Raw genomic sequence first — 13,775 nt, 5'->3', positions numbered from 1 at the left:
CTGCTGTAAAGGGGGGGGACATGGGATTTCAAGCACCGAATCCTACGCCATTTCCAGACGTAAATATTGTGCTGGAACAACTGCTCGTTGGGGTTGAAAGTGTTCTCAGACATCACTTTATCGGTCTATATATTCACGGTTCATTGGCAGGAGGTGACTTCAATCCGGAAAGCAGTGACATCGACTTTCTAGTTGTAACGTTGGATGAGCTGGCTCCCAAACATTTGCCCGCGTTGGCTCAAATGCACGCCAATCTTCGAGACAGGGGTCATAGGTGGGCTGCGAGAATGGAAGGCTCCTATATTTCGCAAGCCTCCTTGAGGTGCTATAATCCGCTTCAATGCTGGCATCCTGCGCTTCGCAGTGATGGAAGCTTCGCGGTGGATGGGCATTCCAGCGATTGGATCATTCAACGCTCGATTATTCGTGAGCATGGCATCGTTTTGTACGGACCTTCCCCGCCCTCGCTGATTGATCCCGTCACACCTTCGGAACTGAGGAAAGCGACTCAAGGGATTTTAAACGAGTGGTGGGCACCTTTATTCCAAAATGCGTCACGACTCCGTACGAGTGAATATCAAGCATATGCCATACTTACGATGTGCAGGTGCCTGTATACAATAGAGACAGGATTAGTTGCCTCTAAACCCGCCGCGGCAAAATGGGTGATTAAAACCCACGGCAGCAGATGGGAAGTGCTAATCCAGCGAGCTTTGACATGGCGCGAGGGTATAGAACTGGATGCGTTAGATGAGACCCTTGATTTGGTTAGGTATACGATTGAAAGCGGACAAAAATAAAAATCGTCCTATTTCCACATTACTGTGGGAAAAGGACGATTTCCTTTTTATAAATAATACAAAGCCTCACCCGCAACAGCCCCTAAGAGGACGATGCACCAAGGCGGTAATTTCCAGAACACCAGCAGGCCAAATAACACGATTACTAATGCAAAATCATAAGGACGAATAATGGCGGTTGTCCATAGCGGGTTATATAGTGCCGCAAGCAGGATACCGACAACGGCTGCATTAATGCCTACGAAAGCACTTTGAATTTTGACATTTGTTCGTAATGTATTCCAAAAAGGCAAGGCCCCTTTAATCAGAAGATAAGCAGGCAGGAAAATGGCGAAGGTTCCCACGAGGGCCCCTCTGAATCCGTCAATCATAGCACCCAAATACGTGCCAAATGTAAAAAGCGGACCCGGAACTGCTTGCGTAGCCCCATATCCGGCCAAGAAGACTTCTTTACTAACCAAACCTTGAGGGACAACTTCGCGTTCCAAAAGGGGGAGAATGACATGGCCGCCGCCGAAAACCAAGGAACCTACCCGATAAAACGAATCGAAAAGGGATAAGAGCTGCGAGTGCCATAAACCGCTGAAAATTGGAAGAAGCAGCAGCAGTAACACATAAAGGATCAAGCAAAAGATTGCAACAGAGCGATGAACACGTACTTGAATAGTACTGTTATCTTGGTTTGAAATGGTTTTGAAAGAAAATAACCCGATGATTCCGGCGAGTACAATAATAACAACTTGGCTATAAACAGCCTGCCATAGCAAGGTTACCGATGCGGCTGCAATGGCTATGGAGGCCGTGCTTTTATCTGACGCTAGCTTTTTTCCCATGCTGAGAACAGCTTGTGCGACGATGGCTACTGCAACGATTTTGAGACCGTGGATCCAACCGGTGCTGCTCACATCCATGGCTTTCATCAGTAGGGAAAAGAGTAATAAGAGGATAATAGAAGGTAACGTAAATCCTAGCCAAGCAGCTGCGCCCCCCAACAATCCGGCCCGAATGGTACCGATACCAACACCAACCTGACTGCTGGCTGGGCCTGGGAGAAACTGGCATAGCGCAACGAGATCGGCGTAGCTTTTCTCATCCATCCATTTACGTTTCTGAATATATTCGTTGTGAAAATAGCCCAGATGGGCAATAGGTCCACCGAAGGACGTCAATCCTAATTTTGTTGATACGAGAAATACTTCAAGCAATGCTCTTCGTTTACTTTGCTGTGGTTTTGCAGCGGTGTCCAACCCATTTCCTCCTCAATGACGCTTGATGAACATCTAAGTCATTTAAGTGTATCGGAAATTGCAGCGCGGTTCTACCGTTTAACACAAATAATACAACAATGAGGACCATCCGATTCTCTCTACGCATATAAAAGGATCATGAACTCTACTTAAGTAGAAATCATGATCCTGTTTCGTAACACGATCGTGGGAGCTCTTCAAATCATATTACTCCAGCTGATATTCCTTCATCTTGTTGTAAAGAGTACCGCGGGAGATGCCGAGCAGTTTAGCTGCTGCGCTTTTATTGCCTGCCGTTTTGGCCAGAGCTTCTTCAATCAGATGAATTTCTTCCACATCAGACACCTTCGCTTTTAATGAATTCGCCACATTATCTGCTTCTGAAGAAGCAAGACTTGGTTGCTGCTCCTGTAAAGTGACTGGCAAATGTTCTAAGGTGATCAGGTCTTCATCATTAAGTATGATGCATCGCTCGATGACATTTTTCAATTCTTGGATGTTCCCTGGCCATGAATAGTTGGTCAAAGCCAAGATGACCTCTGGCGAAAGTGTGGGAACAGGCTTCTGGTATTGCAGTGAAAACTGCTTGAGATACATTTGGACCATCGCAGGAATGTCTTCGGTTCTATCCCGTAAAGGCGGAATCCGAATGGAAATCACATTGAGCGCATAGTACAGATCCGAGCGAAATTCTTGATTGACTAGCTTGCTTGCTAAATCTTGTGTTGTTGCGATTATGATACGGGTACGCACGCTAATAGGTTGACTTCCTCCAGAGCGAACGATCGTTTGCTGTGTAATGTAATGATAAAGCTTAGCTTGAAGCTCTAAAGGAAGCTTCTCTATTTCGTTAATAAACAAGGTGCCGTCTTTGGCTAGCTCCAATTTACCAGCTTGTCCACTATCACTTCCTGTGAAGGCGCCCCCTTGATAGCCAAATAGTTCAGCTTCCAATAGACCTGAGGGAACGATGCCACAATTGATTGTCAAGAAAGGCTGCTCGGATCTTGAACTCGACTGATGGATAATATGAGCAAGCTGCTCTTTGCCAACACCCGATTCTCCAATCAGGAGGACGGGTGTTTCTGTAGCTGCCACCTTCTTGGCCCATTGGATGACTTTGCCGATAGCAGGTCCTTTTCCTTTAATTAAGGTAAAGAGATCTTCAGCCTGATCTTTTTGTGGTAGTCCGAAGGAATCGACGGTTGTTAATTGTTCGTTCAATCGTACCAATTGTGTGATATCCTGCTCGGTTGCAATGCCACCAATGATTTGCCCCTGAGCATCTCTGATAGGTGACGCATTAATAAGGACATGAGTGTCGGGCCGAGGGCGGTGGTAGGTATTACGAATCATCCTGCCTTCGTCCAAAATTTTCAGGACCATCAGTGTTTCGATATCAAAATGTTCGCCAATGCGTTTGCCTAAAATATCTGCTGCCGGAAGATGATAGAGTTCTTCAGCGACGGAATTCCAGCAGATCACAGCGCCGGCTCGATCAACGACCGTGACAGCATCGGTGACGGTATCCGCGAGTGCATTGAAATAGGCAGACCACTTTTGCAGCTCGGAAAGGGCGGAATTGAGATACGTGGATAAAACGGAGTATCCCCCGATGGTTCCATCCTTATCTTTGAAAAGTACCGGTCGATTTGTTCGTTGAGGCACAAGCGGCAAAGGGATGTTTTCGTCCACAGTAATAATCGCGGATACAAAGTGTTTGCTGCTCTCTACTAATTCTTGGATGTTTCTAGCTGAAAAGGCCGTCATAAGGCCTGCATCTTCCGGCGTAAATAAGCATATTTCATCATGCCAATGTGAAATAACAGCCGTTCCATTGTTTAAATAGGAAGAAAGCTCTTCAAGCGTTGTTTCAACAGGGAGTGTGATTATAGGGTTGTTCAATGGAAAGTGTTCATTAATGAACATAATTGACCTCATTTGTACCATTTATTTGGTTTAAATTTACCATGAAAGCAAGGGAGATTCAACACAGGAAGCCGAGAAGGTGAGTATGATAAAGGAAAAGAAATAAAAACTGTTCAATAATCAGAGAAATATGCATATAAACAAATAGTGTTCAAAATTTAAATTAAAGTGTATAATAAAATTAATATTTTTGACACTATTGTATAATTCCTTTTGGGGGAATAACAGATGGAACTTCTGATGAAAAATGTGTTTCAATCTTTAGGTAAAAGTCGCACTGCTAATCGATTAGCCAAAAAGTATGGTTTACGCTTTGGTGCAGCGCGTTTTGTAGCAGGAGAGACCATCCAGCAATCCATCGAAGCTGTGCGCGGACTTAATCAAGATGGTCGTGTAGCGACTCTGGACCATTTGGGTGAGTTCGTCTTCAGTGAAGAAGAAGCGTTGGAATCAGCAGCCATGTGTATTCAAACGTTAGATGCGATTGCTAGTTCAGGCGTCAAATCCAATCTGTCGCTTAAAATGACTTCACTTGGGCTAGATATCAGCAGAGATCTCTGTGTAAACAACATGAAACGTATTCTTGATTGTGCTCGTCAGCATGGAAATTTCGTGCGAATCGATATGGAGGATTATGCGCATTGTCAAATCTCACTCGATATTTACAGAGAGCTTCGACAAGAATATGACAACGTAGGAATCGTCATTCAAGCTTATTTGTTCCGGACCATACAGGATATCGATGATTTACATGCACTCGGAGCCAATCTGCGACTTGTGAAAGGTGCTTATAAGGAATCTCCGCAAGTTGCTTTTCCAGAAAAAAGCGCAGTTGATGAAAATTACAAAAAAATCATTCAAAAACATCTTCTGAACGGTCATTATACAGCTATTGCAAGCCACGATGAGGCGATCATTCATTTTACGAAAGAATTTGTAAGGTCAAATCTTATCTCCATAGATCAGTTTGAATTCCAGATGCTCTATGGGATTTGTGAAGATTTGCAAAAGCAATTAGTGAAAGAAGGATATCGAGTTCGGGTCTATGTCCCGTACGGTGTAGATTGGTTCGGATATTTCATGAGAAGGTTAGCAGAGCGCCCAGCAAATGTCTGGTTTGTTCTGAAAAATATGTTTAAATAACACCCCATTTTTCCATTTGGAGAGGAGCACTTATATGAATACATTTACGAAAGTTAGTCCGTATGCAAATGAAGCTTTTACAAATTTTGGCTTAGAGGAAAATGTGAAGGCGATGCAAGCTGCTATTGCCAAAGTGAAAAGTGAGCTGGGACGCGAATATCCGCTATATATCGGTACGGAGAAAGTAGTAACCGAGGCAAAAATCACATCGATTAACCCGGGGAATGTAGACGAAATTATTGGATATGTAAGTAAAGCAGATAAGAAGCTTGCGGAAAAAGCGATGAATGTTGCCCTCGAAACTTTCGAAACTTGGAAGAAGGTTCCAGTAAGAGAGCGTGCGGAATATTTATTTAAAGCTGCTGCGCTAATGCGTGATCGTAAGCATGAATTCTCAGCGTTGATGATTTTGGAATCAGGCAAAAACTATGTAGAAGCGGATGTAGATACCGCTGAAGCGATTGATTTCATCGAGTTCTACGCGCGCGAAATGATTCGTTTGAGCCAAATTAACGAGACGCAGCCATTAGCCAAAATTCCTGGTGAAAATAACCAAATTAGTTATATCCCATTAGGCGTCGGCGTTATCATCCCGCCATGGAATTTTCCATTAGCGATTTGTGTAGGCATGACGATTGCGGCGGTTGTTTCTGGCAATACCGTTTTGCTGAAGCCAGCTTCAACAACGCCTGTTATTGCTCACAAATTCGTGGCTCTTATGGAGGAAGTAGGACTTCCTGCTGGTGTAATTAATTTCATTCCAGGGAGCGGTGCGGAAGTAGGAGACTACTTAACGACTCATCCGAAGACTCGTTTCATTAGCTTTACAGGCTCCAAAGAGATCGGTTTGCGCATTAACAAGTTGGCCGCGGATGTGGCGCCTGGTCAAATTTGGATCAAGCGTGTTATTGCGGAAATGGGCGGCAAAGACGGTATTGTCGTGGACGAAACAGCGGATCTCGACGCGGCTGCCGCTGCGATTGTGGCTTCTGCTTTCGGCTTCCAAGGACAGAAATGCTCGGCTGGTTCGCGTGCTATCATTGTTGAATCTGTTTACGACGTAGTTGTAGACAAAGTAGTTGCTCTGACGAACCAACTGCAAAGCGGTCTACCTGAGCACAATTTCGCAGCAGGTCCGGTCATTGATAAAAGTTCCTATGATAAAATTTTAGATTACATTGAAATTGGGAAAACCGAAGGAACACTCCTTTCAGGTGGTGAAAAAGCCGAAGGAAACGGCTATTACATTCAGCCAACTGTGTTCGGCGATGTAAGCGGCAAAGCGCGCGTTATGCAGGAAGAGATCTTCGGACCAGTCTTGGCTATCGCTAAAGCGAAGGACTGGAAAGAAGCCATCGCGATGTACAACGATACGGAATTTGGTTTAACGGGCTCATACTTCTCCACGAATGAGGAGCGGATTTCTGAGGCATTAGACACTGTTCACTGCGGCAACTTGTACATTAATCGCAAATGCACAGGTGCATTAGTGGGTGTACATCCTTTCGGCGGCTTCAATATGTCGGGAACAGATTCCAAAGCAGGCGGTTACGACTACCTCATGCTTCTTACACAAGCGAAGCTGACTTCACGCAAAATATAATGGTTAGCAAAAAGAGGGCGGACGATGAGTCTGGCCTTCTTTTTTATTAGGATCGGCAGGTGAGGTTCCGGAAACATAGGGGACTAGGTTCGCTGCAAGGATTGGATGCGAGTAACGAAAGGAACTAGTTTCTCATAATGATTTAGACGAGAGAAGTTGTCGTCGAGAAGAGAAGGGAGCAATTCGCCTCAATGATCGGTCGTCGAGCAGCGAAAGGGAACTACGATCCGCTATTTATCAATATAGCTGCATTTTCGTGATCAGAGGGAACGTCGATCCGCTATTTTGCCATTTTTTGCTGAAATGCTGAACAAAATGGGGAAATAAGGGCTTGTAGTTCCGTCAAGGTAGCTAAATAGGCAAAATTAGCATAAATAGCGCTCGTACGTTCCCTTTCAGTAGTATTGATGACATTCTCGTCCCGACATGGGTGAATTCAGCCTTCCGGTCGAATTGCGTACCCAATGCTGAATAGGGGAGAATGGTCGCAATAGTCTTCGCGCGAATCGGACTGTTTCGCTTTCTAGCCAAGAGAGTGACTCTGGTACATTGGATGAGATGAATTTGCCTACAAATGAAAGAATAAGCTGCTGACACTGCTTCGGTGACTCAACAATGGATGGGTAGGCGATAGGCATATCCAGCCATCCATCCAAGGCAAGATGGCAATGCCGGAGACAGAGGTCTTTGAATCTCCAAAGATCAAGATCTCGAGCATGGGAGCTGTAGCCTTGGATTTCAATTACACCCCTAGTATCTCCTGGCATATAAGCGAAGTCCAAATAGCGGTAGCCGAACGGTTGTTGGTTAAAAACAAAACCCGCTTCCGTCTATATTTGCGAGGAGTTGACTCCTTACGAAAATAGATGAAAGCGGCGCATGCTTCACGACCAGCTTGATTGAATAACTCTAGAAAAGTGGAAAATGATACTGTTGTGCCACCTCATTTTTGGAGGATCGATGCTTTACAAAGGTAAATCACGCTTGCGGAACAGCGCGATTCCCGCCGCAAAGGTCACGAACCCAATCACAATCAATACCGACCAAGCAAGCGCGGTTTCCGTCTGTCCACCGATAATGCCACTCGGATCATATAACGAGAAGTACGTCAGGTTGCGCAGCCAATTGATTTTTTCGCTCAATTTGCCGATAAAATCCAGACTGAAGAACCCGAAGGTCAGCACGGCCGAAATCCCGAGCGCCTTCTTCTCATCGTTGGCTAAAGAAGAGACGAGGAAGGCGATTCCGCCTACTGCGAAGAACAGCAGCAATGCCGCCAAGTTCATCCGTAGAAATGCCGCTCCGTGAAAGTCGCTCAATTCCCCTATAAATAGGGCATACCCCGCAAACCCGCATAATGTCGTCACCGCCATGATGGACAAAAGACCAGTCACAAAAACGGCTGCCTGCGTCATCGCCACTTTCCCGCGAGTGGTGGGAGTCGCGAGCAAATACGCCATTGAACCTTGGTCAACCAACTTCGCCATCAGCTGTGTGGAGAACATGATGCAAAAAATCGAAACGATCAGTACGAGCAGCAGGCCGTAATATTCGCCTGAGATGAATCCCTCCACGGTGCCGAAGCCGCTGCCCAAGTTGAACGCATTGGTCATGCCGGGCGGCAAGGACTTGATCAACTCATCTAAGGCCGCATTATTTCCTGCGAAGCTTGGGAACAGCCAGAACATGAGCAGGATATAAAAAGCTGATCCGAACGCGTAGTTCATCATCCCTTTGATATGAATCTTCATCATGTGTTTATAGAGAGCGGAATTCATTGTAATGTCCCCTTCCGGTCGTAATAGTTCATGAACACGTCTTCGAGGCTTTGCGTGAATACGTCCAAGTTTCGGACAGGGTACTTAGACGTCTCCGAGAGGAAACGAGCATACTCTCCCTGCACAGCCACCCGCACTCGATTACCTTCACGCGATTCGACTATTATGCCGGAAGTCCGCCCGAATGTTTCCGCATCCTCTGCACGTTCGAACGTCACTTCGAACAATTTTCGCTGCATCGACTGCAGCTCGTGAATATCTTTGACGGTAAGGATGACCCCGTCCTTAATAATGGCCGCGCGGTCGCATGTCCGCTCAATCTCGGGAAAGCTGTGGGACGACATCAGGAATGTTGTACCCCGGGCTTTCTCCTCCAGCACGAGGTCGATAAACACCTTCTGCATGAGCGGGTCTAGTCCCGAAGTCGGTTCATCTAGGATGATTACCTCCGGCTGATGCATGAAAGCGGCGACGATGCCGACCTTCTGCTTCATTCCTTTGGACATTTTGCGGATAGGAGTCCGGACGTCGAACTGAAAGCGGTCGATCAGCTCTTCCCGCCGCGCAGAATGCTTCGACCCTTGCATTTCCGCCATAAAATCAAGAAACGTTCGCCCGGTCATGCCTTCAATAAACGCGATCTCTCCTGGCAAATAACCGATATACCGCTGGACGGTCCCCTGTTTAGCCCAAGTATCCAATCCGCCAACCTTCACTGAGCCTTTCTCCGGTTTCATGAATCCCATGATATGCCGAATCGTTGTGGATTTTCCGGCACCGTTTGGACCCAGAAATCCAAACACCTCTCCTTTTTTGACCGAAAACGATACGTCAAAAATCCCTTTTCCGTTCGGGAATGTTTTGGTCAGCTGCTGAACAGTCAACATGCGCGGCCACCTCCAAATATGAAAGTTATGAAATATTCATTATTTATAATTTCAAAACTTATGTTACTCCTGAATGTTCACCTCGTCAATACTTTTGAAATATATTTATGCTATAATTTCATTATTCCAAAAAAACGGGTGATTCAAATGAACGGCTACGAAAAAAGAGCCCAGCAAAAAAAAGAAAAAATCATGCACGCGACCTTGAATATGTTGAAAACGTCCGATCCCAGAAAAATGCGGATCGCCGAAATCGCTGAAGCTGCTGGCGTATCACAGGTAACCATCTACAATTACTTCGGTAGCAAGGAAGCCTTGGTTCGGGAAGTGTTCAAAGATTATGCAAGGACGGCATTGAAAGAATTTGGGGAGTTTCTCTCCGGCGATCACTCTCTGAAGGAGAAGATCGAGTACATCGTTTTCCAGAAGAAGAAATCGTCAAGAACGTTTAGTCTTCAGGTCATGAAGCAGATATGGCAAGACGATCCGGAAATGGGACACTTTCTCAAAGAGGAATATATGGCCAAGGGTGTTCCACTTGTCATTCAGCTCATTGAAGACGGCAAGAAAAATGGGGAAATCACCGGGGCGCTTTCTACATCCACTATCATGATGTATATGCAAATGTTGACGAGCCAGGCGGACACCATGCTGGAGTATGCCGGAATACATGGTAATATGGACACGTTGATCGAGGAAATGGTGCATTTGTTTTTCTATGGGATCGCCAGCACGCCTCAATCGATCGTTCATACATAAGTTTGAGTTTTGTTGCTCCTTAGAAGAGGATTTGAGATAATGCTGATATTGATAACAGAAGAATGGGAGTGGCATTTTTGGAAAAGAAGAAAAGAACGTTAGCTTTTATAGGTTCATATGCGGATTCGAATAATCCTGGGGTATACACCTGCCGATACGATGAAGAGAATGGAAGCTTGGAAATCACCCATCAAGTAAATGGTTTGCAAAACCCGACGTTCTTGAGTGTGGATGCGAGCAATTGGAAATTATATGCGTTAACAGAGGGTGTTGACGCTAATCAGCAGCGCTGCGGGGCGGCATCTTCTTATGATATTGATTCAGCTACAGGAGAATTAACGTTTCTGAACAACGAGATCACGCTGCCTGCGACGACGTGCCACATTACATTAGACCATACGAACCAAGTGGTGATGGTATCCAGTTATCACGGGGGTATGGTAGGCTTGTCTCCTGTGTTAGCAGACGGTCGTTTAGGTACAACGGCTGATATCCAGCAACATCATGGCGCAAGCATACTATCGGTGCAGGATAGACCGCGTGCTCATTCTGTTTTCTTGGATCGAACAAACCGTTATGCGGGAGTCTGTGATCTAGGTTTGGATCGGATTATGATGTACAAGCTCGATATCCCTGCCAAAGTGCTTATTCCTCATAATGAAGTGCAAGTAGCACCCGGTTCAGGTCCGCGGCATTTTACTTTCCACCCGTCCTATGCCTTTGGCTATGTTATTAATGAACTTGGCTCCACAGTTACGGCATTCAGCTATGAGGAAGAACGAGGAGAGCTGACCGAAATCCAGACGATTTCCACACTTCCCGAGTCTTTTGAAGGGGAAAATGCCTGCGCGGACATTCATGTTTCACCAGATGGAAAGTTCCTATATGGATCTAACCGCGGGCATGATAGTATTGTCGTGTATGCCATCGATCCAGTTACGGGTAAGTTAACAGTAGTGGAGTATACGCCTACGTTAGGGAAGCATCCACGTAATTTTGCGATATCGCCGGATGGACAATTTCTGCTGGTAGCTAACAAAGATTCGGATCATATTGTATCGTTCTCACGTGACACTCAATCGGGGAAACTCGTTCCAACCGGAAGTGTGCTAAATGTGTCTAAACCGGTATGCATTAAGTTTGCTAGTGTAGAATGACACCTTTCACGGAGCGAGTCATTCACATCATTCGGAGTATCCCCGAGGGCAAAGTCATGACCTATGGTCAGATCGCCAGGCTCGCTGGAAGCCCAAGGGCGGCTCGACAAGTCGTACGCATTTTGCATGCAATGAGCAAGAAGCATCGCCTTCCTTGGTACAGAGTCATTAATGCAAAGGGAGAGATTGCCATCATGGATGATGAAGGTTCTCATATGCAAAGTTTTTTGCTGCAGGCTGAAGGAGTCATAATCACGGATCAGCGGTATATTTCCCTTGAGCATTACCAGCATCAAATAGAAGAAGATGCTTGAATGTACATAGAAAGCCTCACTTCTTGCAACTGGAAGAAGTGAGGCTTTTTGCAAGAAGGAATTGAGCCTAAGCTTTGTCGAATCTTGTAAGAAGGAAGATCAATTCGCGGAGGTTGTTATGAATCAGGATCAAGCTTCACCGGCAACGATATATAATTTAATAACGATGAAGTCAAATCCTTCACAGCGGCGGTTTGCTTTTATTATTGGGGCTATTGTGGCTTTGATTTCACTGCTTTCTGTGCCGTTTGTAAGGATTCAGTTGGTTGAACTGCAGGCCTATCAGCCGGCCATTTTTTCCACGGTTATTTGTTTCGAATTAATTACTGCTTACGTGATTTATAGTCAATTCAAAATCAATCGTTCACCGGCGGTACTCGTCCTGTTTGCATTGTATCTGTACTCCGGTGGTATGAGTTTGGTCTATATCCTCACGTTCCCTCGTGTTTTCGCTGAAAATGGCTTGTTCCATGCAGGAACACAAACTTCGGCTTGGCTCTACGTGATCTTGCACGCAGGATTTCCTCTAGCGATTACCCTCTATATGATGATTGAATCGAAATATGCGAATGTTAATTATAGTGCAAGTAAGACTAGGAGATTAGGTCTGTACACCTTGATAGGTGTCGTTTTACTAATCACAGGATTAACTTACATCACGACGCATTTCAAAAATCAACTGCCAATCGTGTTGTCTCAAGGTAAGCTAACGCCTTTGTTTCTATATGGTCTTGGGCTGCCGATGTCATCATTACTTTACTTACATTAATTGTCTACTATAAAAGAACCAAAGCGAGTACGGTCACTTCGACTTGGCTATGTGTAGCCATATTGGCTTCAATGCTTGATGTGGCGATCATTCTTTGTGGCGGCGGGCGCTTCAGTGTGGGATGGTATGTGGCTAGGTGGAACAGCTTTGTATGTGCAAATATTGTGCTTGCGGGAATGATTTATGAGTTTACCAAAATGTATCTGAGAATGACGGAGCTCTTCCAGCAAGTGAAGGACAGTGAATATAATTATAAGGTGCTGCTTGGTGAAAGCCAGCTGGCTGAGAGGAAAATTTCGGAACAGAGCGACATTATTGAGCGAATGCTTGAATCCAGCCATGAAGCCATTATCATGTGTGATATAGAAGGACGGGTCATCTTTGCGAATCGCCGCGTGGAACATTTCTTTGAACGTCCACTCGAAAGTGGAGAACGAATGTCTAGCTATTGTCTAGGAATGAAAACCGTAGATGCTGCTTTTGATGAGGTCATCGACGCTTATTTCGAACAAACCATCCCGCCTTTTCGTAAGCGAATATCTAGGTTAACTTCGAAAGGCGAAACAAGGCACTACGAATGCTATGTCAATCCAATTTCAGGTGAAATGGAAGGGACGCTCAGGGGACATCTAGTCGGATTCAGAGATCGTACTGAGGAAGAGCGAATTGATGAGTTAAAAAATGAGTTCGTCAGCATTATTTCTCACGAAATTCGGACACCATTATCCTCGATTGTCGGTTTTATTGAAATCCTGGCAACACGTGCTGTGACAGAAGAGAAGCGTGCTAAATATATTGAGACGATTCATAAGGAATCCTTACGGTTATCTAATTTGATTAACGATTTTCTTGATTTGCAGCGCTTGGATTCGGGGCGGCAAGAATTTCATTTCCAATCTTTAGATGCTGTTCTACTACTCCGCGAAATCGTTGAGCAGTGGCAGGGGAAAGACAATCATGAAGCTGAGCTGCATGCAGCAGCTGAGCCCATATTTGTCCAAGGGGATGAAGACCGTTTAAAGCAAGTGTTCCATAATTTGATCTCCAATGCGATTAAGTATTCGCCGGGTGCGACGAAAATTGATGTTTATGTTGAAACCGATAATGGAAAAGTGTTAATCAAGATACAAGATTATGGTCTTGGCATTCCAGCCGATGCTTTGGACAAATTGTTTACAAGGTTTTACCGTGTCGATAATTCGGATCGCAGGAAAATCGGAGGAACGGGTCTTGGCTTATCTATTGTCAAGGAAATCATTGAAGCACATCATGGGAAAGTGGTTGTTGATACGGAGTTGGGCAAAGGCTCAATCTTTATTGTGCAGTTAGTTGAAATAGATGCAGATTAGTCGGGTAAAAAAGAGCATGATCAAACCGTGGAAACCTCGC

12 protein-coding genes and 1 pseudogene are annotated in these 13,775 nt (G+C 45.2%); 8 read left to right on the top strand and 5 right to left on the bottom strand.

Going from position 1 to position 13,775, the window contains the following annotated elements:
• Positions 1-20: 20 nt before the first annotated feature.
• Positions 21-800, top strand: coding sequence for an aminoglycoside adenylyltransferase domain-containing protein (locus tag AC58UU_RS04310; protein WP_497313328.1), 780 nt, complete (start codon positions 21-23; stop codon positions 798-800).
• A gap of 47 nt (positions 801-847) precedes the next feature.
• Here the strand turns inward: AC58UU_RS04310 and chrA are convergent, their stop codons facing one another.
• Positions 848-2,047, bottom strand: coding sequence for a chromate efflux transporter (gene chrA, locus AC58UU_RS04305; RefSeq protein WP_497313326.1), 1,200 nt, complete (start codon positions 2,045-2,047; stop codon positions 848-850).
• A gap of 207 nt (positions 2,048-2,254) precedes the next feature.
• Positions 2,255-3,976: a sigma-54 interaction domain-containing protein gene (locus tag AC58UU_RS04300; RefSeq protein WP_497313324.1), complete on the bottom strand. Its 1,722-nt coding sequence runs from the start codon at positions 3,974-3,976 to the stop codon at positions 2,255-2,257.
• A 228-nt stretch (positions 3,977-4,204) separates the two neighbouring features.
• Between AC58UU_RS04300 and AC58UU_RS04295 the strand changes: the two genes are divergently transcribed.
• The gene (locus tag AC58UU_RS04295) at positions 4,205-5,119 is read left to right on the top strand and encodes a proline dehydrogenase family protein (protein WP_497313322.1); all 915 of its coding nucleotides are present in this window, start codon (positions 4,205-4,207) and stop codon (positions 5,117-5,119) included.
• Positions 5,120-5,153: 34 nt separating this feature from the next.
• Positions 5,154-6,722 carry an L-glutamate gamma-semialdehyde dehydrogenase gene (pruA, locus tag AC58UU_RS04290; protein WP_497313320.1) on the top strand — a complete coding sequence of 523 codons (1,569 nt, stop codon included), beginning with the start codon at positions 5,154-5,156 and terminating at the stop codon, positions 6,720-6,722.
• A 467-nt stretch (positions 6,723-7,189) separates the two neighbouring features.
• Here the strand turns inward: pruA and AC58UU_RS04285 are convergent.
• The 3 genes and pseudogenes from AC58UU_RS04285 to AC58UU_RS04275 form a co-directional block, all read right to left on the bottom strand.
• Positions 7,190-7,516 (bottom strand): annotated as a pseudogene (locus AC58UU_RS04285) (transcriptional regulator); the annotation flags it as partial.
• 171 nt (positions 7,517-7,687) lie between these two features.
• A complete protein-coding gene (locus AC58UU_RS04280; protein WP_497313318.1) occupies positions 7,688-8,500 on the bottom strand; it encodes an ABC transporter permease subunit in 813 nt (270 codons plus the stop codon).
• Positions 8,497-9,387 (bottom strand): ABC transporter ATP-binding protein, encoded by an 891-nt coding sequence (locus tag AC58UU_RS04275; protein ID WP_497313316.1) that lies wholly within the window; start codon positions 9,385-9,387, stop codon positions 8,497-8,499. The genes AC58UU_RS04280 and AC58UU_RS04275 overlap by 4 nt, the downstream gene beginning before the upstream one ends.
• A gap of 147 nt (positions 9,388-9,534) precedes the next feature.
• Between AC58UU_RS04275 and AC58UU_RS04270 the strand changes: the two genes are divergently transcribed.
• The 5 genes from AC58UU_RS04270 to AC58UU_RS04250 all read left to right on the top strand — a co-directional run bounded on the left by AC58UU_RS04270 (position 9,535) and on the right by AC58UU_RS04250 (position 13,735).
• Positions 9,535-10,146, top strand: a complete 612-nt coding sequence (locus AC58UU_RS04270; protein WP_497313314.1) for a TetR/AcrR family transcriptional regulator — start codon at positions 9,535-9,537, stop codon at positions 10,144-10,146.
• A 77-nt stretch (positions 10,147-10,223) separates the two neighbouring features.
• Positions 10,224-11,303, top strand: a complete 1,080-nt coding sequence (locus AC58UU_RS04265; protein WP_497313312.1) for a lactonase family protein — start codon at positions 10,224-10,226, stop codon at positions 11,301-11,303.
• On the top strand, positions 11,300-11,617 hold the full coding sequence (locus AC58UU_RS04260; protein WP_497313310.1) for an MGMT family protein: 318 nt from the start codon (positions 11,300-11,302) through the stop codon (positions 11,615-11,617). The genes AC58UU_RS04265 and AC58UU_RS04260 overlap by 4 nt, the downstream gene beginning before the upstream one ends.
• A 118-nt stretch (positions 11,618-11,735) precedes the next feature.
• Entirely contained in the window at positions 11,736-12,386 is a 651-nt protein-coding gene (locus AC58UU_RS04255) for an MASE4 domain-containing protein (protein ID WP_497313308.1), read from the top strand.
• Positions 12,341-13,735: a sensor histidine kinase gene (locus tag AC58UU_RS04250; protein ID WP_497313982.1), complete on the top strand. Its 1,395-nt coding sequence runs from the start codon at positions 12,341-12,343 to the stop codon at positions 13,733-13,735. The genes AC58UU_RS04255 and AC58UU_RS04250 overlap by 46 nt, the downstream gene beginning before the upstream one ends.
• Positions 13,736-13,775: the final 40 nt, after the last annotated feature.

It is taken from the genome of Paenibacillus sp. JT22N1 (assembly GCF_059692155.1).
The sequence above is the reverse complement of the archived record's forward strand: the minus strand, read 5'-3'. Positions and strand labels throughout refer to the sequence as shown.

Excerpts from the sequence above, each read along its gene's own strand:
- AC58UU_RS04255 (WP_497313308.1), top strand. The coding sequence starts at position 11,736 with ATGAATCAGGATCAAGCTTCACCGGCAACGATATATAATTTAATAACG.
- AC58UU_RS04280 (WP_497313318.1), bottom strand. The coding sequence starts at position 8,500 with ATGAATTCCGCTCTCTATAAACACATGATGAAGATTCATATCAAAGGG.
- AC58UU_RS04310 (WP_497313328.1), top strand. The coding sequence starts at position 21 with ATGGGATTTCAAGCACCGAATCCTACGCCATTTCCAGACGTAAATATT.
- pruA (WP_497313320.1), top strand. The coding sequence starts at position 5,154 with ATGAATACATTTACGAAAGTTAGTCCGTATGCAAATGAAGCTTTTACA.
- AC58UU_RS04300 (WP_497313324.1), bottom strand. The coding sequence starts at position 3,976 with ATGTTCATTAATGAACACTTTCCATTGAACAACCCTATAATCACACTC.
- AC58UU_RS04295 (WP_497313322.1), top strand. The coding sequence starts at position 4,205 with ATGGAACTTCTGATGAAAAATGTGTTTCAATCTTTAGGTAAAAGTCGC.
- AC58UU_RS04275 (WP_497313316.1), bottom strand. The coding sequence starts at position 9,387 with ATGTTGACTGTTCAGCAGCTGACCAAAACATTCCCGAACGGAAAAGGG.
- AC58UU_RS04260 (WP_497313310.1), top strand. The coding sequence starts at position 11,300 with ATGACACCTTTCACGGAGCGAGTCATTCACATCATTCGGAGTATCCCC.
- AC58UU_RS04270 (WP_497313314.1), top strand. The coding sequence starts at position 9,535 with ATGAACGGCTACGAAAAAAGAGCCCAGCAAAAAAAAGAAAAAATCATG.